Origin of the sequence: Plantactinospora sp. BC1 (genome assembly GCF_003030345.1) — a bacterium.
Taxonomy (GTDB): Bacteria; Actinomycetota; Actinomycetes; order Mycobacteriales; family Micromonosporaceae; genus Plantactinospora.
In genome coordinates this window covers 6663741-6689725 of sequence record NZ_CP028158.1, presented here as the reverse complement: position 1 = coordinate 6689725, position 25985 = coordinate 6663741, and the positions used below count along the sequence as shown (strand labels likewise).

The 25985-nt window shown below is 73.7% G+C and carries 22 protein-coding genes; 13 read left to right on the top strand and 9 right to left on the bottom strand.

The window, feature by feature from the left end; genetic code table 11:
• Positions 1–55: 55 nt before the first annotated feature.
• A complete protein-coding gene (locus C6361_RS29280; protein WP_107257207.1) occupies positions 56–715 on the bottom strand; it encodes a class I SAM-dependent methyltransferase in 660 nt (219 codons plus the stop codon).
• 219 nt (positions 716–934) lie between these two features.
• Here C6361_RS29280 and C6361_RS29275 point away from each other — a divergent pair, with 219 nt between their 5' ends.
• A complete protein-coding gene (locus tag C6361_RS29275; RefSeq protein WP_107269698.1) occupies positions 935–2089 on the top strand; it encodes an MBL fold metallo-hydrolase in 1155 nt (384 codons plus the stop codon).
• Positions 2090–2221: 132 nt separating this feature from the next.
• On the opposite strand, the gene C6361_RS29270 is transcribed toward C6361_RS29275, so the two are convergent.
• A complete protein-coding gene (locus C6361_RS29270; protein ID WP_107269697.1) occupies positions 2222–3715 on the bottom strand; it encodes an APC family permease in 1494 nt (497 codons plus the stop codon).
• A gap of 221 nt (positions 3716–3936) precedes the next feature.
• On the opposite strand from C6361_RS29270, the gene C6361_RS29265 reads away from it, so the two are divergent.
• Positions 3937–4596, top strand: coding sequence for a GPP34 family phosphoprotein (locus C6361_RS29265; protein WP_159079532.1), 660 nt, complete (start codon positions 3937–3939; stop codon positions 4594–4596).
• A gap of 141 nt (positions 4597–4737) precedes the next feature.
• On the opposite strand, the gene C6361_RS29260 is transcribed toward C6361_RS29265, so the two are convergent.
• The gene (locus C6361_RS29260) at positions 4738–6723 is read right to left on the bottom strand and encodes a primary-amine oxidase (protein WP_107269696.1); all 1986 of its coding nucleotides are present in this window, start codon (positions 6721–6723) and stop codon (positions 4738–4740) included.
• A 176-nt stretch (positions 6724–6899) separates the two neighbouring features.
• Between C6361_RS29260 and C6361_RS29255 the strand changes: the two genes are divergently transcribed.
• The gene (locus tag C6361_RS29255) at positions 6900–9419 is read left to right on the top strand and encodes a Tex family protein (RefSeq protein WP_107269695.1); all 2520 of its coding nucleotides are present in this window, start codon (positions 6900–6902) and stop codon (positions 9417–9419) included.
• Between the two features lie 104 nt (positions 9420–9523).
• On the opposite strand, the gene C6361_RS29250 is transcribed toward C6361_RS29255, so the two are convergent.
• Positions 9524–10549, bottom strand: coding sequence for a DUF389 domain-containing protein (locus tag C6361_RS29250; RefSeq protein ID WP_107269694.1), 1026 nt, complete (start codon positions 10547–10549; stop codon positions 9524–9526).
• Positions 10550–10634: 85 nt separating this feature from the next.
• Positions 10635–10829 (bottom strand): hypothetical protein, encoded by a 195-nt coding sequence (locus C6361_RS29245; RefSeq protein ID WP_107269693.1) that lies wholly within the window; start codon positions 10827–10829, stop codon positions 10635–10637.
• A 158-nt stretch (positions 10830–10987) separates the two neighbouring features.
• Between C6361_RS29245 and C6361_RS29240 the strand changes: the two genes are divergently transcribed.
• Positions 10988–11728, top strand: coding sequence for a response regulator transcription factor (locus C6361_RS29240; RefSeq protein WP_107269692.1), 741 nt, complete (start codon positions 10988–10990; stop codon positions 11726–11728).
• Positions 11725–13368 (top strand): cell wall metabolism sensor histidine kinase WalK, encoded by a 1644-nt coding sequence (locus C6361_RS29235; RefSeq protein ID WP_107269691.1) that lies wholly within the window; start codon positions 11725–11727, stop codon positions 13366–13368. Before C6361_RS29240 ends, C6361_RS29235 begins: the two co-directional genes overlap by 4 nt.
• Before the next feature lie 12 nt (positions 13369–13380).
• Here C6361_RS29235 and wecB read toward each other — a convergent pair whose 3' ends face one another.
• The 4 genes from wecB to C6361_RS29215 are packed head-to-tail and all read right to left on the bottom strand — an operon-like array spanning position 13381 to position 18036.
• Positions 13381–14505 carry a non-hydrolyzing UDP-N-acetylglucosamine 2-epimerase gene (wecB, locus tag C6361_RS29230; protein WP_107269690.1) on the bottom strand — a complete coding sequence of 375 codons (1125 nt, stop codon included), beginning with the start codon at positions 14503–14505 and terminating at the stop codon, positions 13381–13383.
• Positions 14502–15839: a glycosyltransferase family 4 protein gene (locus C6361_RS29225; RefSeq protein ID WP_107269689.1), complete on the bottom strand. Its 1338-nt coding sequence runs from the start codon at positions 15837–15839 to the stop codon at positions 14502–14504. Before C6361_RS29225 ends, wecB begins: the two co-directional genes overlap by 4 nt.
• On the bottom strand, positions 15836–16999 hold the full coding sequence (locus C6361_RS29220) for an NAD-dependent epimerase/dehydratase family protein (protein WP_107269688.1): 1164 nt from the start codon (positions 16997–16999) through the stop codon (positions 15836–15838). The genes C6361_RS29225 and C6361_RS29220 overlap by 4 nt, the downstream gene beginning before the upstream one ends.
• On the bottom strand, positions 16996–18036 hold the full coding sequence (locus C6361_RS29215; RefSeq protein ID WP_107269687.1) for a polysaccharide biosynthesis protein: 1041 nt from the start codon (positions 18034–18036) through the stop codon (positions 16996–16998). The genes C6361_RS29220 and C6361_RS29215 overlap by 4 nt, the downstream gene beginning before the upstream one ends.
• A 345-nt stretch (positions 18037–18381) precedes the next feature.
• Between C6361_RS29215 and C6361_RS29210 the strand changes: the two genes are divergently transcribed.
• From C6361_RS29210 to C6361_RS29175, 8 genes are all read left to right on the top strand, one after another.
• Positions 18382–19503, top strand: coding sequence for a DegT/DnrJ/EryC1/StrS aminotransferase family protein (locus tag C6361_RS29210; RefSeq protein WP_107269686.1), 1122 nt, complete (start codon positions 18382–18384; stop codon positions 19501–19503).
• Positions 19500–20153 (top strand): sugar transferase, encoded by a 654-nt coding sequence (locus tag C6361_RS29205; RefSeq protein ID WP_107269685.1) that lies wholly within the window; start codon positions 19500–19502, stop codon positions 20151–20153. The genes C6361_RS29210 and C6361_RS29205 overlap by 4 nt, the downstream gene beginning before the upstream one ends.
• Positions 20150–20794 (top strand): acetyltransferase, encoded by a 645-nt coding sequence (locus tag C6361_RS29200; protein WP_107257221.1) that lies wholly within the window; start codon positions 20150–20152, stop codon positions 20792–20794. The genes C6361_RS29205 and C6361_RS29200 overlap by 4 nt, the downstream gene beginning before the upstream one ends.
• On the top strand, positions 20791–21867 hold the full coding sequence (locus C6361_RS39065) for a glycosyltransferase (protein ID WP_107269684.1): 1077 nt from the start codon (positions 20791–20793) through the stop codon (positions 21865–21867). The genes C6361_RS29200 and C6361_RS39065 overlap by 4 nt, the downstream gene beginning before the upstream one ends.
• Positions 21864–22496: a NeuD/PglB/VioB family sugar acetyltransferase gene (locus C6361_RS29190; protein WP_107269683.1), complete on the top strand. Its 633-nt coding sequence runs from the start codon at positions 21864–21866 to the stop codon at positions 22494–22496. Before C6361_RS39065 ends, C6361_RS29190 begins: the two co-directional genes overlap by 4 nt.
• Positions 22497–22575: 79 nt before the next feature.
• Entirely contained in the window at positions 22576–23589 is a 1014-nt protein-coding gene (gene gmd / locus C6361_RS29185; RefSeq protein ID WP_107269682.1) for a GDP-mannose 4,6-dehydratase, read from the top strand.
• 24 nt (positions 23590–23613) lie between these two features.
• A complete protein-coding gene (locus C6361_RS29180) occupies positions 23614–24825 on the top strand; it encodes a glycosyltransferase (protein ID WP_159079531.1) in 1212 nt (403 codons plus the stop codon).
• Positions 24822–25961 (top strand): DegT/DnrJ/EryC1/StrS aminotransferase family protein, encoded by a 1140-nt coding sequence (locus tag C6361_RS29175; RefSeq protein WP_199853111.1) that lies wholly within the window; start codon positions 24822–24824, stop codon positions 25959–25961. Before C6361_RS29180 ends, C6361_RS29175 begins: the two co-directional genes overlap by 4 nt.
• The last annotated feature ends 24 nt before the right edge of the window (positions 25962–25985 follow it).

Here is a 25985-nt window from a genome sequence, read left to right as displayed (position 1 = left end):
ACCAGCCGGCTCGGGGGCGGTCGGCCGCGCTGTCCGGCCGCGCTGTCCGGCGGCGCTATCCGGCGGCGACGGGTCGGCGGGCCAGCAGGTAGCCCTGGTGGGTCAGCTCCCGCTCGGAGTCCGGTGCCCGGACGGCCTTCAGCCGGACCTCGAATCCGGCCTCGGCCAACAGTCCGGCCACCTCCTCCGGTTGCTGGCGGTAGAAGTCGAGCGAGATCGTCAGGTCGTCCACCCGGTCGTAGCGCTTGCGGTCGTCGCCGACCTGGAAGGAGAGCATCAACTGCCCGCCCGGGGCCAGCACCCGGCGGAACTCCGCGAACACCTCCGGGCGGCGCTCCCAGGGGACATGGATGATCGAGTAGTTGGCGAGCAGGCCACCCAGGGACGCGTCCGGGATCTCCAGCGCCAGCATCGACCCCACCTCGAACCGCAGCTCGGGGTAGGCCCGCCTGGCCAGGGCGATCATCTTCGGGGAGAGGTCGACACCGGACGCCTCCAGACCGAGTTCGTGCAGCGCCTTCGTCAGCCGACCGGGGCCACAGCCGACGTCGGCGACCGTGGTGTTGCCGGTCGCCGTGACCCACTCGGCGAAGAGGGCCAGCAGCGCCCGGTCCACCGGCATCCGGGGCAGCTCGGTGGCGACGATGTGCAGGTGGTCGACGGAGAGCGCGTCGTAGGACTCGCGGGTGGCGTGCAGGAACGGTGCCTCGGTCATGGACGGCAACCCTAGCGGCCGGTCCACCGGACCCGACGCCACGGGCGAGCCGAGCCGTGCCACCACGGGCGAGCCGAACCGGGCAGGCACGGGCGAGCCGAACCGTGCCACCACGGGCGAGCCGACGCCGGGCAGCGGGTGCCGGGTCCGAGCCTGGCCGCACCGGGCACCCGCCGGCCGGCGTACCCTCGCTCGTGGGGACGAGGGGGCCCGGAACAGATGCGCGGAAGAGCAGGACGGGACGACGTCGTGGCCCGGCGCCGTCGGCGGCGCCGCCTGCGCTGGCCACTCGCGCTGGCCGCGCTCGGCGCGGCCGCCTGGGCGGTCCGGGACGTGCCGGCCGCGCTCGGCCGACTCCCCGACGGCGCCCGGGCAGACCGGGTACGCCGCTCCCCGCAGTACCGGGCCGGCGCGTTCCGCAACCCGGTCAGTACCCGGATCGCGCTCCCCGGCACCGGGGCGGCAATCCTCCGGGAACTGCTCTTCGGCGACCAGCCCCGGCACCCGTCCGGCAGCGTGCCGGTGCTGGTGCCGGAGACCGTCGAGCCGGCCACCGCCCCGCCCGACGAACTGAGCGTGCTCTGGTACGGCCACGCGTCGGCGCTGATCGAGATCGAGGGACGGCGGGTGCTGCTCGACCCGGTCTGGAGCGACCGCTGCTCGCCGTCGGCCCGGATCGGCCCACGCCGGCTGCATCCCATGCCGGTGCCGCTGGACCGGCTCCCCCGGCTGGACGCGGTGCTCATCTCGCACGACCACTACGACCACCTGGACATGCCGACCGTACGCGCCCTGCGGGACAGCCAGTCCGCGCCGTTCCTGGTGCCGCTCGGAGTCGGCGCCCACCTGGAGCGCTGGGGCGTACCGGCGGAGCGGATCGTGGAGCTGGACTGGGGCGAGCACGCCTCGGTCGCCGGGCTCGACGTCATCGCCACCCCGGCCCGGCACTTCTCCGGGCGCGCGTTCGCCCGGGACCGTACCCTCTGGGGCTCCTGGGTGGTGGCCGGCCGGACCCGTCGGGTCTTCTGTTCCGGCGACTCCGGCTACTTCGAGGGCTACGCCGAGATCGGCGCCGAATACGGCCCGTTCGACGTCACGCTCATCCAGATCGGCGCGTACGCCACCGCCTGGCCGAACATCCACATGTACCCGGAGGAGGCGGTCAGCGCACACCTGGACCTGCGCGGCGGGCTCCTCGTCCCGGTGCACTGGGGCACCTTCAACCTCGCCCCGCACGGCTGGGCCGAACCGGTGGACCGGCTCTGCCGGGAGGCCGAGGCCCGGGGCGTACGCCTGGCGGTGCCGCGTCCCGGTGAGCGGGTGGTCGTCGACCACCCGCCCCCGGTGGACGGTTGGTGGCGGCCGCTCGGCTGATCCGCCGACCGGACGGAACCCGTTACGCGCCCCGCCCAGCCCCGGCCCCCGCCCCGGCCGCCGGATCGACCGGCGTCGACCGGCGTCGACCGGCGTCGAGGGGGCCCGTTCGGGCGCGGCCGGAGGCGGCGGTCAGCGGGTCAGCGCGAGATCCGGCTCCTCGGCCGGCGACGAATCGACCGCGCCCCGGCCGACGGCCTCGTAGACGGCCGGCCGGGTGCGCCGCAGCAGCAGCCCCCAGCCGAGCCCGACCAGCGCGGCGACCAGGGTGACCCCGGGCAGCACCCAGGCCAGGTAGGCCGGGTTGCCGGGGGCGAGCAGCGCGTCGAAGTTCACCAGCAGCACCGCCAGGACGGCGAGGAGCAGCACGGTGGCCGACGCCGGGGCGACCAGCCGCTGCCAGGCGCTGACCCCGACCTGCGGACGGCGGCGGAAGAAGCCCACCACGGAGGCGGAGGTGAGGGTCATCAGCAGCACCACCCCGACCGCCGAGACCCCGCTGAGCCAGGTGAAGAGGTCGAGCACCGGATCCCGGTCGGCCAGCACGAAGGCCAGAACGATGCCGAGGGCCAGCAGGGTCTGGGTCAGCGAACCGGCGACCGGCGCCCCGGTGCGGACCCCGGTCTGGCTGAGGAAGGACGGCAGGACCCGCTCCCGGCCCAGCGCGAAGAGGTAGCGGGCCACGCCGTTGTGGAACGACAGCAGGGCGGCCAGCACCGAGGTGATGAAGAGTAGGTTGGCCACGTCCGCCACCGTGCTGCCGGCATGCTCGGCCAGGGTCCCGAAGACCACCCCCGGGCCGGCCTCGACCGAGGCGGCCTGGGCGTTCTCCGGACCGGTGACCACGGTCAACGCCCAGGCGGAGAGCGCGTAGAAGGCGCCGGTGAAGGCGACCGCGACGTAGGTGGCCCGGGCCACGGTACGGCGGGGGTCCCGCACCTCCTCGCTGTAGATCGCCCCGGACTCGAAGCCGGTGAAGCAGGCGATCCCCAGCGCGAAGACCGCACCGAGCCCCGCCGCGAAGAGGTTGCCGGGGTCGAGCCCGGCGAGGCTGATGCTGCCGCCGGCCGGGTTGCCGAACGAGACCGCGTCGAAGATGACGACCGCGAGGCATTCGAGCAGGAGCAGCACCGCGAGGACCGTCGCGTTCAGGTCGACCTGGAGCACGCCGAGGACCGCGACCACCACCAGCCCGACCAGTGCCCAGACCCACCACTGCCGCTCCACGCCGAACTTGGTCGCCATGAAGTCGCCGAGGACGGCGCCGAAGAGCCCGTACAGTCCGATCTGGATCGCGTTGTAGGAGGCGAGGGCGATGAAGGAGCCGGAGACCCCGCCCGCCCGCCCCAGCCCGTTGGCGATGTACGAGTAGAACGCACCGGCGTTGCTCACGAACCGGCTCATCGCGGCGTAGCCGACGGCGAAGACACCGAGGACGGCGGCGAGCAGCAGGTAGGACAGGGCCGCCCCGACGTTGCCGCTGACGGCGTACATCGTCGTGACGCCACCGCCGAGCACGGTCAGCGGTGCCGACGCCGCGACGGTGAAGAAGACGAGATGCACGGTGCCCAGACGTCCCCGGCGCAGGCCGGACTCCGGGCCGGAAGGGGCGGAACTGGATGACATGTGTCGGTCTCTCTCGGTGTGGGGGTGACGAGAAAGGGGCTCTCGAACGACACCGGAGAGGTTATGGGCGATCACGCCCCGCGACAAGAGATCGACACGTCACAGTATCCAAACACGCAGGGCCAGGGCGGGTTGAACGGACAGTGTGCATGCCGTACCGTCCTGCATCGACATTGCGGAGTGACCGCCCCGGCACGCCAGCCGGCCGGCCGAGGATGACCATGACCAATTACCCGGGCCCACCCACCGAGCGGCTGGCCGACGAGCTGTTCCTCATCGCACACGATGACTACAGCGGCAAGCCGCACGCCGCGGCGAATCTGGTGGATGCCGCGCTCTCCGGCGCGCTCCTCGCCGAACTGCTCTTCGACGGGCGGATCACCCTCGTCCGGTCCGGCGTCTACGTCGCCGACGACCGGGCCTGGCGCGAGCCGGTCACCGACCGGGTGCTGGCCGAGATGGTACGCCGGGGCGACGGCCATCCGGCCCGCTCCTGGCTGGAGTTCCTCGCCCCCCGGGTCCGGGACCACGTCGGCGACCGGCTGGTCAGCGCGGGCGCGGTACGCCGGATGACCACCCGGGGGCTGAACCTGCGCACCACGGTCCGCTTTCCCGGGCTCGACCCGAACCGGGTCGCCCGGCCCCGGGTCCGGCTCAACGCCGTGCTGGAGCGCTCCGACCAGCCGCTGGACGCGCGCACCGCGACGCTGGCCGGGCTGGTCCGGGCTGGTGGACTGGTCCGGGCGCTGATCCCGGCGAACCGGACGATCGTCACCGAGCGGATCGCCGCCGGCCGGCGGCTGCTCCCGACGGAACTCGGCGACCTGCTCGACGCGGTCGACGCGGCCGTCGCCGCCACCACGCTCACGCTGCGCCGCTGACCGCGTCGGCGAAGACGACCACCTTCTCGGTGTGGAGCGAGTCGCCGAGGAGGAGCCGGCGGGTGCAGACACCCGGGCTGACCCGGCCCGGCGCCGCGCCTCAGTCGCCGGGGCAGTTCGCGGCCGGCCCGGCGCCGCGCCTCAGTCGCCGGGGCAGCCGGCGGCCGGCCCGTCGCCGGCCGCACGGCAGTGCGCCGCGGTGCTGGCCGGGACGTCCAGGGTGGGATTGCGGTCGAAGAAACCGTCCGGCCGCAGCGTGAAGCCGCACCGGTCCACCGGCATCACCGGCCACTCCTCCGGGCGGGGGAAGTGCGTGGTGCCGAAGGTGTGCCAGAGCACGATGTCCTCGCCGTCGATCGGCCGGTCGGCCGCGACGTACTCCGGCAGCCCCGCCCGGCCCGGGTGCTGGTTGACCAGGTCACCGGCGGGATACCGCTGCTCCGGGTCGTACCGGGTGACCCAGAGCGAGCGGGTGGCGAAGGCGGCCCGGCGGGCCACCGAGGAGTCGGGGGCGGCCAGCAGCACCGACTGGCCCTCGGGGCGGAGCTGATAGCCGACCGGCCGGCCGAGTCGACCCAGCCGCTCCGGGTTGGAGATCCGCCAGCTCCGGCCGACCGAGGCGTCGGCGTCCCGGGCGCCGTCGGACTCCGTCGACAGCCGGGTCGCCACCCGGGTGAAGGCGTTCCCGTACGGGTTCTCCGGGCCGACCGGCAGCGGCCGTACGTCGAGTTCGTCGACGGCGTTGCGGGTCCCGTCGACCGTCACGTCGAGCCGGGCGCTGAACAGGTGCTGGTGGTACGGCGCGCCGAGCCCCGGCGCCACCTCGGTCGCGTACCGGCTGCCCTCGGTGTAGGCCGAGGTGAAGAGCACCCCGGTCGCCTTCACCTCCAGTTGGATGGTGCCGTCGAGGTAGAGGTACCAGTAGAAGCCGTAGTCGTAGTTGCCGACGGTGACGAAGGAGGAGATGACCAGCCGGCGCTGCCGACGCGTCTCCGCCGACTCGGTGAAGAGGTCGGTGTGCTTCCACAGCACCCCGTGGTCCTCCTCGTGCAGGCAGATCGCGTTGGCCACCTCGCGCGGCTCGCCGGCCCCGTCGGCGAGGACGGCGTCGAGGTAGTAGATCTCGCCGAGGCAGTCGCAGCCGAGCACCAGCGAGTTCACCTGCTGGCCGAGCAGGTATTCCCCGGCGTCGAAGTAGTTCTGCCAGAACCGCACCGGGCTCGGGTCGGCGTACGGGACCACCATCTCGGCGACCGAGGCGCGGTAGAGCACCGGACGCTCCCGGCCGGCGTCGGTGAAGCCGAGCTGGTGCAGTACCAGCCCCTCCCGGGGGTCGAAGCCGACCCGGAAGCTCCAGTTCTCCCAGCGCACCACGTCGCCGTCGACGGAGAAGCTCGGCCCCTCCGGCTGGGTGATCTCGATCGGCTTCAGGCTGGTCCGGGCCGGCCCGACGTACGCCGGGTCGTCGAAGTTGCCCTCCTCGGCAGGTACCGGCAGCAGTTCGTGGTCGATCAGCTCGACGACCCGGCGCTCGGTCAGGTCGACGTACGCCACCACGCCGTCGATCGGGTGCGCCCAGCAGTGGTCCTCGGGCCGGTGGGCGAGGAAGGAGAGCACCCGCAGCAGCCGCTTGCCCCGCTCCCCCGGCAGGTCGAAGTCGCCGGCCGAGAGCGGGCAGGGCCGGACCAGGTCGAGGTCGTGCACGCCCCGGCGTTCCATCGCCGCCCGCCAGCCCGGATCGGCCTTGACGATCTCGTCGACCGCGACGAACTCCTCCAGCATGATCGGCGGCTGGCCGTCCCGGGTGGCGTCGTGCTCGCGTACCGACTCGACGGTGCCGGTGGTGACCGAGGCCAGTACGGTCCGGGCGACGCCGGTGGCGACGTCGAGCAGTACCGCCCGGACCCGGCGGTCCACCGGATCGCCCGGCCGGTAGGCCAGCACCACGTCCCTGGCCGGCTCCGCCAGGGCCAGCACGGCGAACCGGACGGTCGGGCCGAGCAGCCCGGCCCGGTCCAGCAGTGTCCGGGCGGCCCGGATCTCGTCGGCGGTGAGCCGGGCCAGCGGATGTCCGTCGGTGACGCCCGCACCGGAGCCGGCGGGCCGGTCGTCGGCCAGAAGAGTCATGTCGTCCCTCGTCGATTCGCGGAGCACTCCGAGCCGACCTAACCCGAATCACTCTCGGTTGTCCATAGCCGACGGCGCGTGAACCCGGGACGCCGGCCCGGCACCGCCGCCCAGGCACGGCGACCGTCGCCCGGTGCCGGCCGGCGACGAGCCCGGGACCCGGCCGGTGCGGCACAATGCTTCCCGGCACCCAGTTGCCCGGCCCGGGCCCCGGCGGCGGGTGCGGGCGGAACCGAGTGGAGAAGGCGGAACAGGACGTGACAACCTCTGCGCAGCCGCGCTCTGTGCACCAGCGGATCGCCGAGGAGCTCGGCGTACACGAGCGGCAGGTACGGGCCGCGGTGGAGCTGCTCGACGGCGGCTCGACCGTGCCGTTCATCGCCCGTTACCGCAAGGAGGCCACCGAGTCGCTCGACGACGCCCAGCTGCGCACCCTGGAGGAGCGGCTGCGCTACCTGCGGGAGCTGGAGGAGCGCCGGGCGGCGGTGCTGGAGTCGATCCGCGGCCAGGGCAAGCTGGACGAGGCGTTGGAAGCGCAGATCATGGCGGCCGACTCGAAGGCCCGGCTGGAGGACATCTACCTGCCCTACAAGCCGAAGCGGCGGACGAAGGCGCAGATCGCCCGGGAGGCCGGGCTGGAGCCGCTGGCCGAGACGCTGCTCGCCGACCCGACCCAGGACCCGCGCACGGTGGCGACCGGCTTCGTCAACCCGGACGCCGGGGTGGCCGACCCGACCGGCGCGCTGGACGGCGCCCGGGCGATCCTGGTCGAGCGGTTCGCCGAGGACGCCGACCTGATCGGCTCGCTGCGCGAGAAGATGTGGTCGCGGGGCCGGCTGGTCTCCCGGGTACGCGACGGCCAGCAGGAGGCCGGCGCCAAGTTCGCCGACTACTTCGACTTCGCCGAGCCGTACACCAGGCTCCCGTCGCACCGGATCCTGGCGATGTTCCGGGGCGAGAAGGAGGGCGTGCTCGACCTCACCATGGATCCGGAGGAGGCGCCCGCGCCGGACGACGCCCCGGTCGGGCCGACCCGCTACGAGCAGGAGATCGCCGCCCGGTTCGGCGTCGCCGACCGGGGACGTCCGGCGGACCGCTGGCTCGCCGACACGGTGCGCTGGGCGTGGCGGACCCGGATCCTGATCCACCTCGGCGCCGACCTGCGGATGCGGCTCTGGCAGGCGGCCGAGGACGAGGCGGTACGCGTCTTCGCCACCAACCTGCGCGACCTGCTACTCGCCGCGCCGGCCGGTACCCGCCCGACGATGGGGCTCGACCCGGGGCTGCGTACCGGGGTGAAGGTGGCGGTGGTCGACGCGACCGGCAAGGTGGTGGCGACCGACACGGTCTATCCGCACGAGCCGCGCCGGCAGTGGGACGCCTCGATCGAGACGCTCGCCAGGCTGGCCCGGGCGCACAAGGTCGAGCTGGTGGCGATCGGCAACGGCACCGCCTCCCGGGAGACCGACAAGCTGGCCGGTGACCTGATCAAGCGGTACGCCGACCTGAACCTGACCAAGGTGGTGGTCTCCGAGGCCGGCGCCTCGGTCTACTCCGCCTCCGAGTACGCCTCGCAGGAGCTGCCCGGCCTCGACGTCTCGCTGCGCGGCGCGGTCTCGATCGCCCGCCGCCTCCAGGACCCGCTGGCCGAGCTGGTCAAGATCGACCCGCGCTCGATCGGCGTCGGGCAGTACCAGCACGACCTCTCCGAGGTGAAGCTCTCCCGCTCGCTGGACGCGGTGGTGGAGGACTGCGTGAACGGCGTCGGGGTCGACGTCAACACCGCCTCCGCGCCGCTGCTGACCCGGGTCTCCGGGATCGGCGCCGGGCTGGCCGAGAACATCGTGCTGCACCGGGACGCGAACGGCCCGTTCCGGACCCGGCAGGCGCTCAAGCAGGTGCCCCGGCTCGGGCCGAAGGCGTTCGAGCAGTGCGCCGGCTTCCTGCGCATTCCCGGCGGCGACGACCCGCTGGACGCCTCCAGCGTGCACCCGGAGGCGTACCCGGTGGTCCGGCGGATCCTGGCCAGCACCGGCGGCGACCTCTCCGCGCTGATCGGCAAGACCGCCGTGCTGCACAAGCTCAGGCCCGCCGAGTACGTCGACGACACCTTCGGGCTGCCGACCGTGACCGACATCCTGAAGGAGTTGGAGAAGCCGGGCCGGGATCCCCGGCCGGCGTTCCGGACCGCCACCTTCGCCGAAGGGGTGGAGAAGATCGGCGACCTGTCACCGGGGATGCTGCTGGAGGGCGTGGTCACCAACGTGGCGGCCTTCGGCGCGTTCGTGGACGTCGGGGTGCACCAGGACGGTCTGGTGCACGTCTCGGCGATGTCCCGGACCTTCGTCAAGGACCCGCGCGACGTGGTCAAGTCCGGCGACGTGGTCCGGGTGAAGGTGCTGGACGTGGACGTACCCCGGAAGCGGATCTCGCTCACCCTGCGCCTGGAGGACGAGGCCGAGCCCCGCCCCGCGCGGGACCGGGGCGGTGAGTCCGCCGGCCGGCAGCGCCAGGGCCGGGGCGGCCCGGGCGGCGGCGGTGCCGGTGGTGGCCGCTCCGGCGGCGGCCGCTCCGGCTCCGGCGGGAACCGGTCCGGTGGCGGTCAGGGCGGCGGCTTCGGCGGCGGTGCGCTGGCCGACGCGCTGCGCCGGGCCGGGCTGGACAAGGGCCTCGACGGGCACCGCCCCGGGCGGTAGCTCGGCCGGCACGCCGCGACCGGCACCCGCCGGTCGCGGCGGTCCCCCGGCGAACCGGCATCCTCGCTGCGGGTCCGGACGGCGGTCAGGCACCGCCGGTACGGTCAGGCACCGCCGGTACGGTCCGGCACCGCGCGGGACCGGTCGGCCGGGTCGGGATCCCGGGGAGCGGGCGCGGGACGGCCCCAGCGGATCCAGGCCGGCCGGGCGGCGGCGACCCGGTCCCACCACAGCCGCTGCACCAGCAGCGTGAGCACGCCGGCCACGACGATCGCGCAGAGGTTGATCAGCAACTGGAGGAGCGACCCGAGCGCCTCGTCGAAGACGCCGTAGCCGAGCGCGACCGCGACGTTCGCCGCCGCCGGAACGGTGGTGACCGAGATCAGCACCCCGACCAGCGACCCGGACCGGTTCGAGGTGACCGAGAGCATCCCGGCCGCCCCGGCCAGGAAGCCGACCACCCAGGAGAGCGCGTCGGGCCGCCAGATGAAGTCGGTCATCGGCCGCTCGGCGAGCAGCATCGACCGGTCGATCAGGCCGGCGGCGGTCAGCACCCAGGTGCTGAGCACGGTCACCGCCATCGCGGCGAGGAAGCCGACGCCGAGCGCCAGCAGCGAACGCCGGATGACCAACCCCCGCCGGCGCAGCAGCGCCACGCAGAGCGCGGCGAGCGGTCCGAACTCCGGGCCGACCACCATCGCGCCGATGATCAGGATGGGCTGGTCGAGCAGTACCGCGATGCCGGCGATGACGGTGGCCAGGGTGATCAGCAGCAGGTACGTCACCGAGAGGCGGGTCTCCTCGCCGGTCTTCTGGGCGATCTCGTCCCAGACCACCGCGTCGGTACCCAGCCCGGGTGCCGCCCGGGCGGCCCGGTCGGCGGCGGCCGAGAGGGTGACGTCCACCCCGTCCCCGACCACCCCGCCGGTCCGGTCCACGCCGAGTGCCCGCAACGCCTCCAGTACCTCGTCGGCACCCTCGCGTACGACGTCGCAGAGCACCACGTCACCCGGGGGCGTACGGGCGGCGCCGGGCAGCACGATGAGATGCGCCACGGCGGGATCGGCGGCGAGCAGTTCCTGTACGGCCACGGACCGGTCGGTCGGCACGATGATCCTCAGGTGCAGCACGCCAGTCATCCTCCACTCGGCCACGGCCGGCGGGTGGGTCGGCCGGCGACGACTCTAGTCCGCCGCCCGCTCCGGGGGCGTACGGTCAGGTCACCGCGCCCTGCCCGGTATCGCCGGCCGGTCCGACCGGCGCCCCGCCGGGACCGGCCCGGAGCCCGGCCGCGGCATCGGCCCGGCGCAGGGCCAGGGTCTCCCGGATCCGGCGCCGGAGCGCCGACCGCCGGGCCCGGTCGGCGCGCCCGCCGGCCGCCCCGGGTACGACTGCGATCCCTTTCGACATGCCCGCACGGTAGGAGCGCGGATGTGCGAAAGCTGTCAAGAACGTGTGCCCACCGGGTTCGGGCCGTTCCCTGACCGTTTCCGGATCGCGAATTCATCACTTCTTCACCCCGTCGGCGCTCTAATCGATGCCGCTCCGAGCAGGCAGAATGGGGACACATGAGCGCGCGGATACTGGTCGCCGAGGACGACCCGAAGCAGGCCAACCTGGTCCGGGTCTATCTCGAACGGGAGGGCCACAGCGTGCTCGTCGTCGGTGACGGGCGGGCCGCCCTGGAGCAGGTCCGCGCCCGCCGCCCCGACCTGGTGGTGCTGGACGTGATGATGCCGGTCGTGGACGGGCTGGACGTCTGCCGGATCCTGCGGGCCGAGTCCAACCTGCCGATCCTGCTGCTGACCGCCCGGACCACCGAGGACGACGTCCTGCTCGGGCTGGACATCGGCGCCGACGACTACCTGACCAAGCCGTACAGTCCCCGCGAGCTGGCCGCCCGGGTCCGCGCCCTGCTGCGCCGCGCCGGGGTGCTCAGCGCGGGCAACCAGGCGGTGCTCCGGGTCGGTGACCTGGAGGTCGACCCGGGCCGGTTCGAGGTACGGATCGGCGGGCGGCTGGTCACGCTCACCGCCAAGGAGTTCGGCATCCTGGAGGTGCTGGCCGGCGAGCCCGGCCGGGCGTTCACCCGGGCGCAGATCATCGACCGGGCCTTCGGCTTCGACCACTACGTGCTGGAACGGACCGTGGACGCGCACGTGATGAACCTGCGCCGCAAGATCGAGACTGATCCGGCCGAGCCGCGCTACGTGCAGACCGTCTTCGGCCGGGGCTACCGGCTGGCCGAGCAGCCGGGTGCCGCGCGGAGTCCGGAGGACGCCGCCGCCGGGGCGGACCCGTCGGCGTGAGCTTCCGGTTACGGGTACTCGGCCTGGTGATGCTCGTCGCGGTCAGCGCCACCGCCGCGACCCTCTGGCTGGTACTCCGGCAGGCGTCCCGGCAGATCGACGAGTCCGGTGCCGCCGCCGCCTCGCTGGACCAGGTCACCAGCGCGCTGCGCGACTACGGCCGCCGGCACGGCACCTGGGAGGGGGTCCGGGATCTTGTCGTACGGCTCGGTGAGCAGACCGGGCAGCGCATCCACCTGGTCACCGAGTCCGGCTGGGTACTGGTGGACACCGACCACGAGAGCAACCCGGAGCGGGCGGTACGCGAACTCGGCACCGTGAACGGATACGTCAACCCCCGCCCCACGCTCAACCTCTCCGGGGTGGACGCCGATCCGGCGAACGTCGCCGCCAAGGAGCTGGCCAGCTACCGCACCGGGGTCCGGTTCGCCGCCTGTCTCACCCGCAACGGGATCGACCCGATCCAGAGGCCGGGCCGGTTCGGGGTGCCGGCCTACGACGTGGACGCGGCCATCTCGGCCCATCCGGAGGTGGGCCGGAACTGCCTCGACCAGGCGACCCGGTCCGAACGGGCGCTCAGGGCCGAGCTGGGTGACCTCGCCGCCGCCTGCGCCGAGACCGATCCGAGCGAGCCGAGGGACTACTGCCTGGCCGAGGCGTTCAGCGCCCGGATCGCGGAGGTGGCGCCCGAACCGGCCCAGGTCATCCTCGGGGTCGGCGACGAGGACGACCGGGCGCTGGTGGTCGGCCCGCTGCTGGCCGCCGCGGCCGGGGTGGCGGCGGTGGCGATCATCGCGACCGCCCTGCTCAGCCACCGGGTGCTGCGCCCGATCGCGATCCTGACCGCGGCCTCCCAGCGGCTCGGCCGGGGCGATCTGACCAGCCGGGTGCCGGTGCGGGGCAACGACGAGATCGCCGTACTGGCCCGGTCGTTCAACCGGATGGCGGACTCGTTGCAGCGCGGCGAGGAACGCCAGCGCCGGCTGGTCGCCGACGTGGCGCACGAGTTGCGTACGCCGCTGGCCAACCTGCGCGGCTATCTGGAGGCGCTCTCCGACGGGGTGATCGAGCCCGATCCGGAACTCTTCGCCTCGCTGCACGAGGAGGCGGTGTTGCAGCAGCGGATCGTCGACGACCTCCAGGATCTCGCCCTGGCCGAGGCGGGCAGCCTGGCGTACCACCGGACCACCGTCGACCTGGCCGAACTGCTGGAGACGTGCCGTACCGCGCACGGGGCCGGCGCCGACGCGGCCGGGGTGACCCTGCGGGTGGAGACCGAACCGGTCGCCGTGCACGCCGACCCGGACCGGCTGCGCCAGGTGGTCGGCAATCTGATCACCAACGCGTTGCGGGCCACCGCCGAGGGTGGCGAGGTGAAGCTGACGCTGCGCCGGGCGGGTGACTCCGCCGTGGTCGAGGTCGTCGACACCGGTTCGGGGATCGCGCCGGAGGCGCTGCCGTACGTCTTCGACCGGTTCTGGCGGGCCGACTCGGCGCGCGGCCGGCAGACCGGCGGCAGCGGGCTGGGCCTCTCCATCGTCCGGCAGATCCTCACCGACCACGGCGGCGGCATCCGGGTGACCAGCGAACTGGGCGCCGGGACCACTTTCACGATCACCCTGCCGGTCCGGCCGGCCTGAGCCGGCTCCGCGCTACCGCCGGATGCCCGCCCAGTCGTGGTGCCGGCGGACGGTGGAGAGGATGAAGTCGACGACCCGGCGGGAGGTGTCGGTGACCCGGTAGTCCGCCGGGCAGGGCACGCCGGCCTCGGCGACCTGGTCGACGGTGACCCGGACCGCCTCCAGCACCCCGGCCGGGTCGAGGCCGGTCATCACGATGCCGCCCGCGTCCAGCGCCTCGGGCCGTTCGATCGACTCCCGCAGGGTCACCGCCGGGAAGCCGAGGATCGCCGCCTCCTCGCTGATCGTCCCACTGTCCGACAGGGTGCACCGGGCCTGCGACTGGAGGCGTACGTAGTCGAAGAGCCCGAACGGCTCGTGGAACGCGATTCCGTCCAGTGTGGACGTGTCGGCGGCGAGCGCCTCCAGCCGCTTGCGGGTACGCGGATGCGTGGAGACCAGCACCGGCAGCCGCCAGGTGTCCCGGACGGCGCGCAGGCAGTCGAGCAGCCGACCCAGCCGGGCCGGGTCGTCGACGTTCTCCTCGCGGTGCGCGCTGACCACGAAGTAGCCGCCCGGCTCCAGTTCGAGCTGGCGCAGGATCGTCGAGGCGGCCACCTCCGGCCGGTAGTGCTCCAGCACCTCGCGCATCGGCGAGCCGGTGTGCAGGATCCGGCGTGGGTGCAGCCCCTCGGCCAGCAGGTTCCGCCGGGCGTGCTCGGTGTAGACCAGGTTGAAGTCGGCGACGTGGTCGACCAGCCGCCGGTTGGTCTCCTCCGGCACGTTCAGGTCGAAGCACCGGTTGCCGGCCTCCATGTGATAGACCGGCACCCGCATCCGCCGGGCCATCAGCGCGGCGATGCAGCTGTTGGTGTCGCCGAGCACCAGCAGCGCGTCCGGACGCAGCTCGGTGATGGCCTGCTCGATGCCGGTCAGCACCCCGCCGAGCACCCGGGCCAGCGAGGTGGTGTCGACCCGGAGGAAGCGGTCCGGCGCACGCAGCCGCAGCTCGGTGAAGAAGACCTCGGAGAGGTTCCGGTCCCAGTTCTGTCCGGTGTGCACCAGCAGGTGCTCGACCGTACGGTCCAGCCGGTCGAGTACCCGGGAGAGCCGGATGATCTCCGGTCGGGTCCCCACCACCGTCATCACCCGGGTCATCGCGGCCTCGTCCCTGTCTCGCGTTCGGGCCCTTCACGATCGGGAGCCGGTCGGCCGCCACCGCCGAGGAGCCGGCGCGCGGTGGCCGGGCCGGAGCGGCCGGCCGACGGTACGGCGCTCTTGGTCAGCAGGTCCTCGATCTGGTCGGCGCCGACCCGCAACGACATCCGCTCCCGGTAGACCTCCCGGGCCCGGTGGCGCAGCGCGGTCCGGGCCGCCGGTGGCAGCGCCGCCGCCTCGACGAGCCGGGCGGCCAGCGCGGTCGGGTCCTCGGGCGGGCAGACCAGGCCCACTCCGGTCGACTCCACCAGCCGGGCCGCGTCCCCGGCCGCCGAGACGAGCACCGGAGCGCCGCAGGCGAGCGCGGCCTGGAGCTTGGACGGCACGGTGCCGCGCAGCCCGGGCAGGTCCCGCAGGCAGACGAGCTGGTAGTCGGCCGCCGCGTAGAGGTCGGCCATCTCCTCCGGCCGGCGCCGGCCGAGGAAGCGTACGTTGCCGGCGCCCAGCTCGGTGGCGAGCCGGCGGGCGCGCTGCTCCTCGGTACCCGAGCCGACCAGGACCAGGTCGACCCGGTCCCGGGCCGCGTACGCCGCCCGGATCGCGGTCTCTATCCGCTGGAACGGCCCCATGTTGCCGGCGAACATGACGGTGCAGCGGCCCCGGTGCCCGAGGGCGGCCCGCGCCGACGCGGTCGCCGGCACCGGCCGGAAGAGCCGCTCGTCGGTCCAGTTCAGCACCACCCGGACCCGGCCCGGGTCGGCGCCCCGCGCGACGACCAGCTCGGCCATGGAGGGCGAGATGACCGCGATCGCGGTCGCCGAACGGTAGAGCCGGCGCATCGTCGCCGACAGGGCGCGCTCGATCATCCGGCCGGCGCCGCCGCCGGGACTCATCGTCGAGGCGGTCACCGACTCCGGCCACATGTCCTGGACGTGCAGCACCAGCGGGACCCGCCGGGCCAGCCGGGCCACCGCCGCGGCGGCGAAGGCGGTGGCGGGCGGGTGGTAGACGTAGAGCGCGTCGGCGCCGGTCAGATAGCCCGGGGCGAACAGCGCGCTGGTCGCGGCGAAGCTGGCGAAGTTGGCGGTCCGGCCGAGCGGGGACGAGTCGTGGCTCGGATAGACCGGCACCCGGCGTACGGTGACGTTCTCGCCCCCGGTGTGCGAGGTCCGCCACCGCTGCCGGTAGCCGGGATAGATCCGCCCCTCCGGATAGTTCGGATAGCCGGTGAGTACCCGCACCCGGTGCCCCCGGACGCCGAGTTCCCGGGCGAGTTCACCCGGTACGAAGACCGGCTCCGGCGGATACCACTGCGTGACGAAGCCGATCTTCACCCGACCACCACCGGTGCCGCGGCGGCGGGTTCCGCCACCGGCTCCGGATAGGTGTCGGGGCGGGCGGGGTCGAAGAGTTCGTTGGCCCAGAAGAGGGTGAGCAGCTCACCGTCGCCGATGTTGGTGATCTGGTGCGCCCACATCGTCGGCATGTCGACCACCACCGGCTCGTCCCCGCCGACCCGGAACCGCAGCACCTCGCGGTGCCCGACCCGGCGCAGCGCGATCTCGGCGCAGCCGCGCAGCACCGCGAACCGCTCCACCTTGGCCAGGTGGAAGTGCTCGCCCCGGGTGACCCCCGGGCCGCTGGTCGAGGCGAAGGTCTGCCCGGCACCGCCGTGCGCCTTGACCACCTCGACCAGTGCGCCCCGCCGGTCGGTGTGCCGGACCAGCGGCCGGGGGTGGTCGGCCGGGAAGCAGTGCGACCGGTAGGTGTTGAACAGGCGTACGTCGTGCCGGTCGACCAGCGGCGGGATCTCGCCGCTGCGGTAGGTCCGGGCGAACCCGGCCAGCCGGTCGGCCAGGGCACGCACCCCGATCCGCAGCGCCGGCATCCCCGGATCCCACGGCACGGTCGGGGCGGCGGCCGGTTGCCGGGGGTCGGCGGGCGGCAGGCCGAGCAGCCGGGCGGCGGCGTCGAGCGCGTGCACCAGGGTCAGTTCGCGGTCGTCGCGTACCCCGGGCGGGTCGCCGTCGGCCAACTGGCGGCAGAAGGTGGCGACCACCGAGTTGTAGTACGGGCGGCCGTGCTCGCCGTAGAGGTTCGGCAGCGGTACGTCGTCGAATCGGCAGCGCCCGGCAACGGCGCCGGCCAGGGTGGCGGCGGCGGCCTGCTTGGAGTCGCCGTACGGGGTGCCGTTGCCGGTCTGCGTCGAGTTGGCGAAGACCACCGTGGCCGGCGGCGTCGGGCACTGGCGCAGTCCCCGGGCCAGTGCGGCGGCGACCTCGACGTTGCCGGCCGCCACGTCCGCCGGGTCGCCCCGGTTGACTCCGGCGAGGTGCAGCAGCCGGTCGGCGCCACCGACCGCGGCGGCCACCCTGACCGGGTCGGCGAGGTCGGCCCGGGTCAGTGCGACCGGGTCGGGCCAGCCGAGGGCGCGGGCCAGCACCCGTACGTGCCAGCCGAGGAAGCCGCCGGCACCGGTCAGCACCAGCCTCACGGCGTCATCGCCAGGTCTCGGGCGGCCAGCTCGGCGCGGATCTCCGGGAGGTCCCGGAGCAGTTCCAGGATCTCGGGTACGCCCAGCCGGGGCGCGTTGGCCGAGTTGAAGTCGTGACCGCTGGCGCCGGCCGGGTCGCCCTCGGAGACGTAGAGCGCGTAGTTGAGGTCGCGGGCGTCCAGCGGGATCCGGAAGAACTCGCCGAAGTCCTCCGCCTCGGCGACCTCCTCCCGGCTGGCCAGCGTCTCGTCCAGCTTCTCGCCGTGCCGGACCCCGATCAGGTCGAGCTTGGCCGGCACGTCGAAGAGCTGGCAGAGCGCGGTCGCCAGGTCGCCGATGGTGCAGGCGCTGGCCTTGCGGACGAAGATGTCCCCGGCCCGGGCGTGCAGGAAGGCGTGCTCGACCAGCTCCACCGACTCGGTCAGGGACATCAGGAAGCGGGTCATCGCCGGGTTGGTCACCGTCGGCGCCCGGCCGGCCTTGATCTGTTCGACGAAGAGCGGGATGACCGAGCCCCGGGAGTACATCACGTTGCCGTAGCGCACGCAGGAGACCGTGGTCCGGCTGCCCTGGTTGTGCCGGGCGTGCGACTGGACGACCTTCTCCATCAGCGCCTTGCTCATCCCCATCGCGTTGACCGGATAGACCGCCTTGTCGGTGCTGAGTACCACCACCGAGGCGACGCCGTTGCGCTCGGCCGCCTCGACGACGTTGGCGCTGCCCAGCACGTTGGTGCGGACCGCCTCCAGCGGGAAGAACTCGCAGGACGGCACCTGTTTGAGGGCGGCGGCGTGGAAGACGAAGTCGACGCCCCGGGTCGCCCGCAGCATGCTGTCGTAGTCCCGGACGTCCCCGACGTGGTAGCGGACCCGGTCGTCGCCGAGCCGGTGCCGCATCAGATCCTGCTTGGCCTCGTCCCGGCTGAGTACGCGTACCTCGCCGACGTCCTGGTCGAGCAGCCGGCGCACCATCGTCTGGCCGAAGGAACCCGTGCCGCCGGTGATGAGGACCCGGCGGCCAGCAGGCAGAGATGTCACAGGTACTCCGTTCGCGCATGCCGATCGGACGGCCCGGCGCCGGGTCGAGATCTGTGGCTCGACCGTGCCCTTCCGCCGGTCCGGACCGTTGGTGTCTGGTGTGCCACCTGCGTCAACGACGGGATGGCCGGCAAGTCACGCGCCGAACAATGGTTCTCTGATTCATTTATCTTTGAATTTTTATTCATATATCGGTTGATGCCCACTTCTGTCCTATCAGTCTGATAGAACACTTCCGGTCAGCTGCTGTCCCGGCTCTGGAGGGCCCCACCTGTGGATCTTTCTGAACGCGCGCCTTCGCCGGGACCGGCCAGCCCGCCCGAGACCTCCGGTCCACCCGAGCCCGTGCTGCTCTCCCCGCCGGACGTCGGACCACTGGAGGAGTCGTACCTGATCCGGGCGCTGCGCTCCGGCTGGGTGGCGCCGCTCGGGCCGGAGGTGGACGCCTTCGAGCGCGAGGTCGCGGCCCGGGCCGGCACGGCGCACGCGGTGGCGCTGAGTTCGGGCACGGCGGCGCTGCACCTCGGCCTGCTCGGCCTGGGTGCCGGCCCCGGCCGGACGGTGGTGGTGCCCACGCTGACCTTCGTGGCGACGGCGAACGCGGTCGTCTACACCGGCGCGGAGCCGGTCTTCGTCGACTGCGACCCGGCGACCGGGAACGTCGACGTACCGCTGCTCGCGGCGCTCCTCGACGAACTCCGCGCCGCCGGCCGGGACGTGGCGGCGGTGGTCCCGGTGGACATGTTCGGCGCCTGCGTCGACTACACCCGGCTCTCGCCGGTCTGCGCCGCCGCCGGGGTGCCGGTGCTGGAGGACGCGGCCGAGGCGCTCGGCGCCAGCCACGCGGGCCGGGCGGCCGGCTCGTTCGGCCGGGCCGGCGTCTTCTCGTTCAACGGCAACAAGATCATTACCACCTCCGGCGGCGGCATGCTGGTCACCGACGACGGCGCCCTCGCCGACCGCTGCCGCTACCTGGCCACCCAGGCCCGGCAACCGGTGCCACACTACGAACACACCGAGATCGGCTACAACTACCGGCTCAGCAACCTGCTCGCCGCCGTCGGCCGGGCCCAGCTCCGCCGGCTGGACCGGATGCTCGCCCGCCGCCGCGAGCTGCGGGAACGCTACGCCAAGCTCTTCGCCACCGCGCCCGGGGTACGGCTGCTCGCCGAGGGCGATCCGGGGATCAACTGCTGGCTGAGCACGATCGTGGTCGACCCGGCCACCGCCGGCTGGCGGGCCGGCGACCTCGCCGCGCACCTGCACGCGGCCCGGATCGAGACCCGTCCGGTGTGGAAGCCGATGCACCTGCAACGCGCGTTCGCCGGCACACCGGGCGCGATCACCGGCGCGGCGGAACGGCTCTTCACCGACGGCCTGACCCTGCCCAGCGGCTCCGGGCTGACCGAGGCACAGGCCGGCCGGGTGCTCGACGCCGTCGCGAACTTCCTGGAGGCCCGCGCGTGACCCCCGGCCACCGACGGTACGACCGGCGCAAGCGCCTCCTCGACCTGCTGGTCGCGGCCGTGCTGCTGGTGCTGCTCTCCCCCGTCCTGCTCGGCTGCGCCGCCGCGGTGGCGCTGGCGCTGGGCCGGCCGGTGCTGTTCCGGCAGAGCCGGCCGGGCCGGGACGGCCACCTCTTCGAGCTGCGCAAGTTCCGCACCATGCGACCGGCCGGCCCGGGCCGGACCAGCGACGCCGACCGGCTGACCCGGTTCGGGAGCTGGCTGCGGGCCACCAGCCTGGACGAGCTGCCGACGCTCTGGAACGTACTGCGCGGCGACATGAGCCTGGTCGGGCCGCGCCCGCTGCTGGTCAGCTATCTCGACCGGTACACCCCGGAGCAGGCCCGCCGGCACGAGGTGCGGCCCGGCATCACCGGCCTGGCCCAGGTACGCGGCCGCAACGAGCTGAGCTGGGAGGAGAAGTTCCGCTACGACGTCGAGTACGTCGACCGGCGGTGCCTCCGGCTCGACCTGCGGATCCTGCTGGAGACGGTACTGCGGGTGCTGCGCCGTCAGGGGATCAGCGCACCGGGCAACCCGACGATGCCGGAGTTCGCCGGCAGTCGACTCGTCGGGGCGGAGTCGGTGCCGGCCCGGAGTGTCGACTCGTGACCGCCGACCTGGTGATCGTCGGCTGCGGCGGGCACGGCCGGGAGGTCTTCGACATCGTCCGGGCGATCACCGCCGCCGGCCGTACGCCCGGCTGGCGGGTGCTCGGATTCGTCGACGACCACCCCGCCGAACCGGGCCTCAAACTGGTGCACCGGCTCGACGTGCCGTACCTCGGGCCGGTCGAGGAGCTGCGGCAGGCGCCGCCGGGCACCTCGGTGGCGCTCGGCATCGGCGACCCGCGGATCCGGCGTACCGTCGCCGCCCGGGTGGAGGGGTACGCCCTGCCGTCTCCCGCGCTGGTGCACCCGGCCGCGACCGTCGGCCCGGACACCGTGGCCGGGGACGGGCTGGTGGTCTTCGCCGGAGCACGGGTCACCACCAACGTCCGGCTCGGCCGGCACGTGCACCTCAACCAGAACTGCACCGTCGGGCACGACAGCGTCCTCGACGACTTCGTCTCGGTGAACCCGCTGGCCGCGATCTCCGGCAGTTGTGCCCTGGAGACCGGGGTGCTGGTCGGGACGACCGCGGCCGTACTCCAGGGGTTGCGGGTGGGCCGGGACGCCACGGTGGGCGCGGGCGCCTGCGTGGTCCGGGACGTGCCGGCCGGCACGGTGGTCAAGGGGGTACCGGCGCGGTGACCGCGACGACGGGCAGTGCCGTGCCGGCCGGGCGGGACGACACCGACGACCCGGCCGACCTCGGCGACGTGGTGCTGGACGCGGCCGGCGGGGACCGGGGCGGAGCCGCCCGGTGGCGGGGCGAGCTGGACGCCTACCTGGCCGGGTCGGCGGTCCGGCCCCGGGTGATCGGCCGGGGGCAGCGGATCGGTCCCGGCTGGTTGCTGCGCCGGGAGCGGCTGGTCCGGGGCGCCCGGCTGGTGATCGCGCCGAACAACGTCTCGTTCGGCTACGCCGGCCGGGAGCGGCGGGTACTGCTGCGCAACGCCCTGCACTTCCTCCACCCCGACGAGGAGCACCTGCTCGGCCGGCTGCCCCGCTCGTTCCGGGCGCAGATCCCGATGGTCCGCCTGCTGGCCCGCCGGGCCGACCTCGTCGTGGTCCCGTGCGGCGCGATGGCCGACCGGGTCGTCCGGCACGTCCCGGCGGTGCGGCACCGGATCGCGGTACGCCCGCACCCGGTGACCCCGGTCGACGCCTGGGCCCCGGACGACCGGGCCTGGCTGCTCGTCCCGGTCGTCGCCGCCGGCTACAAGAACCTGGTCCCGCAACTGCGGATGCTGCTCGACACGGTCGGGCGCGGCGGCCCGGATCCGGCCGGTCGGGGCGGCGCGGCGGCGGAGCACGGCATCGAGGTCCGGGTCACCGCCCGCCCCGGTGACCTGCCGCCGGACGTGACGGCCCATCCGGCGCTCCGGGCGATCGGCGTGGTCCCGCACGACCAACTCCTCTCGTTCTGGCGCCGGGCCACCGCCGTCTACTACCCGTGCACACTGGAGTCGTTCGGCTACCCGCTCGCCGAGGCCCGGGCCAGCGGGATCCCGATCATCGCGCCGGAGACCGCCCAGGCCCGGGAGATCGCCGGCCGGGCACTGCTGGGATACCAGCCGGACGACCCGGAGAGCCTGGCGGCGGCGGTGGCCCGGATCCGGGAGCCGGTGGTGGCCGATCCGGCCCCGTTCGACCGGACCGGCTACTTCGACTGGCTGCTCGGGCCGGAGCCGGGGCGCGCCGCCGGCCGGGGCGGCCGATGACCGGCGACGCCCTGGTCGTGCTCGGCACCGCCGGGCACGCCCGGGAGATCATCGCCATCGCCGAGGCGGCCGGCGGCTACAAGCTGCTGGGCTGTCTCGGGCCGCGCCGCGCCGCGGAACTGGCCCGGCTGCCGGTCGACTGGCTCGGCCCGGACGACTGGCTGGCCGACGCCGACGCGCACGTCCGGTACCTGCTCGGCGTCGGCTCGGGCGCGGTCCGGGCCCGGCTCGACCGGCGGCTCGACCCGCGGACGCCGGCCCGGCTGGTGCACCCGGCGGCGGCGGTCGGCCCGGCGGTGGAACTCGGCCCGGGCACGGTGCTCTGGCCCGGGGCCGTACTCACCGCCGACATCGTGACCGGCCGGCACGTGCACGTGGGCACGAACGTCAGCGTCGGGCACGACGCCGTACTCGCCGACTTCGCCACCCTGCTGCCCGGCTGCACCGTCGCCGGCTCCACCCGGATCGGGCCGGGCGCGACGGTCGGGGCCGGCGCGACGGTGATCGACGGGATCACCGTCGGCGCCGGGGCGATGGTCGGCGCCGGAGCGGCGGTGGTCCGGGACGTGCCGGACGGCGCCGTGGTGGTCGGGGTGCCGGCCCGGCCGATCGAGCGGCACGGCCACTGAGTTTCGACAGGTCACCGAGGGATTCGCGCACCGGTCGCGCTTCGGCCGGTCGCGGACCGCAACTCCGAGAGGGCAGACGATGCCGAAAGTCGCGCTGATCACCGGGATCACCGGGCAGGACGGGAGTTACCTCGCCGAACTCCTGCTCGGCAAGGGCTATGTCGTACACGGGCTGAAACGCCGCTCGTCGAGCTTCAACACCGAGCGGATCGACCGGATCGACCTGCACCCCCGCGACCCGGAGGCGCACCTCTTCCTGCACTACGGCGACCTGGCCGACCCGGCGGCGCTGACCGGGCTGCTCCGGGACATCCGCCCCGACGAGGTCTACAACCTCGGCGCGCAGAGCCACGTCCGGGTCTCCTTCGAGATCCCCAACTACACCGCCGACATCACCGGGCTGGGCGCGATCCGGATGCTCGACGCGATCCGGACCGCCAAACTCGACTGCCGGTACTACCAGGCGTCCTCGTCGGAGATGTTCGGCGCCACCCCGCCGCCGCAGCGGGAGAGCACCCCCTTCCACCCGCGCAGCCCGTACGCCTGCGCCAAGGTCTTCGGCTACTGGGCGGCGGTCAACTACCGCGAGGCGTGGGGCATGTACGCGGTCAACGGCATCCTGTTCAACCACGAGAGTCCCCGGCGCGGCGAGAACTTCGTCACCCGCAAGATCACTCGGGCGATCGCCCGGATCGAGGCGGGCATGCAGGAGAAGCTCTACCTCGGCAACCTCGACGCGGTACGGGACTGGGGATACGCCCCCGAGTACGTCGAGGCGATGTGGCTCGCGCTCCAGCAGGACGAGCCCGACGACTACGTGGTGGCCACCGGCACCGGGCACACCGTACGGGAGTTCCTGACCGCAGCGTTCGGCTATGCCGGCCTGGACTGGGAGAAGTACGTGGCGATCGACCCGGCGTACTACCGACCGTCCGAGGTGGACGCGCTGATCGGCGACGCCGCGAAGGCCCGCCGGCAGCTCGGCTGGGCGCCGAAGACGCTCTTCGGCGACCTGGTCCGGATCATGGTCGACGCCGACCGGCAACTACTGGAGGACGAGCGGACCGGCCGGCTGGTCCGGGTGGACCGGTAACCGGCGCCGGGAGAGGACGACCAGGTGGATATCAGAATCGACGGCACCGCGATCCTGCCCGGACACTCGGCCGGGGTGGAGGCGTTCACCTACGGCCTGCTCCGGGGACTCGCGGCGGACCGGGCACACCGGATCGAGGTGACGATCGTCCGGGGTACCCGGCGCGGCTGGCGACGCGAGGTACCCGACGACGCGGGGGTGCACTGGACCGAGGTACGGCAGCCGCTCCGGGCCGACGCACCGCTCGGCGGCGGACTGCGCCGGGTGCTGCCCCGGCAACTCCGGTCGGCACCGCTGGCCCACCGCCTGGTCACCCTGCTGCGCAGCCGGGCCAACCCGGTGCCGGCCGGCGACGACCGGGTCACCCTCTATCCGTTCGGCGGCGTGCCGGCCCGGGCCCGCCGCTCGGTCGTGGTGGTGCACGACATGCGCCGGTTCCACCTGCGCTACGACTCCGCACCGATCACCGAGATCTTCGCCCGGAACATCGCCGAGGCCGACGCCCTGGTCGCCTCCTGGCCGCACCCGTACCAGCAGCTCCTGAGGACGTTTCCGGAGGCCGCGGCGAAGACGGCGCTGATCCCGCTGCCGGTCTTCCACGCCCGTCCGGCCGAGGCACCGGCGGAACCCGATCCCGGGCTGCTGCTCTATCCCTCCTCGACCGCCGCGCACAAGAACCACCTGAACCTGCTGGAGGCGCTCGCCCGGCTGCCGGAACTCCGGCTCGTCTGCCCCGGGCCGCTGGTGGAGCCGCAGGCCGGGCAGCTCACCGCCCGGGCGGGCGCGGCCGACCTGCGCGCCCGGGTCGTCTTTCCGGGATTCGTCCCGGTGCCGGCGCTGGAGCGGCTCTACGCCCGGGCCAGCGCCGTGGTCGTGCCGTCGCTCTGGGAGGCGGCCAGCGGGGCGATCTTCGAGGCGTTCAGTTGGGGCCTCCCGGTGGCCTGTGCCGACGTGGAGCCGCTGCGCGCCCAGGTCGAGTTCGCCGGGGCCGAGGTCTGCTTCTTCGACCCGCACGACCCGGAATCCATCGCGGCGGCGATCCGCCGGCTGCTCGCCGACCGCGCCCGGTACGCGGCGGCCTCCCGGCGCGCGGCCGACCGGCTGGCGGCGCGTACCTGGACGGATACCGCCCGGGACTACGTCGCGGTACTCGACTGGGTGGCCGGCGGCCGTTCCGGTCCGGTGCCGCAGTCACCGTTCCTGACCCCAGACGCCGTCGGAGGCAACCCGTCGTGAACCCCGCACTGCGCTATCCGGTCGCCCGCCCGTCCCTGACCGAGCTGGAGGAGGCGTACCTGCTGGACGCCCTGCGCAGCGGTTGGATCTCCTCGCAGGGGCCGTACCTGCGCCGCTTCGAGGCGGAGTTCGCGGCCCGCTGCGGCACCCCGACGGCGGTGGCGACCGGCAACGGCACGGTGGCCCTGCACCTGGTGCTCGCCGCCGCCGGGATCGGCCCCGGCGACGAGGTGGTGGTGCCGGCCCTGACCTACGTGGCCACCGCCAACGCGGTCACCTACTGCGGCGCCCGGCCGGTCTTCGTGGACGTCGACCCGGCCACCTGGTGCCTCGACGTCGACCGGGTCGACGCCGCGATCACCGAACGGACCAGGGCGGTCCTCGCGGTCGACCTGTACGGGCATCCGGCCGACTACCCGAGGCTGCGGGAGGTCTGCGCCGCGCACGGCATCCTGCTGGTCGGCGACGCGGCCGAGTCCTTCGGCGCCCGGCTCGGCGGTACCGGTGCCGGTGCGCTGGCCGACGTCACCACCTTCTCGTTCTTCGGCAACAAGATCCTGACCAGTGGCGAGGGCGGCTGCGTCACCACCTTCGACCCGGCACTGGCCGAGCGGATGCGGCTGCTGCGTAACCAGGGGATGGATCCGCAGCGGCGTTACCACTTCCCGGTGGTCGGCTTCAACTACCGGCTCACCAACCTGGCCGCCGCGCTGCTCTGCGCCCAGTTGGAGCGCGGTACGGCGATGGTGCAGCGCCGCCAGCAGATCGTGGCGACGTACGAGAAGGCGTTCGCGGATCTCGGTGCGCTGACGCCGCAGCCGGTGGCCGTCGGGGTGGAACGCGCCCCGTGGATGGCGTCCTTCCTGGTCGGCCCGGCCGGCGACGACCAGCTCCGGGACCGGCTGGCGGCGGAACTCGACCGGCTCGGCGTGGAGACCCGACCGTTCTTCGTGCCGATCCCGGAGCTGCCGCCGTACCGGTCGGCGTCCGACTGCGATTTCCCGGTCACCGCCGACCTGAGCCGGCGGGGCATCAACCTGCCGACCTATGCCGACCTCACCGACCCGGAGGTGCTGGACATCGCCGACCGGGTCCGCACCGCGCTCGCCCGGCTCTCCGCCGCCGGCCCGGCCTGAAATCGCGGGTCCGGCCCGGCTGGC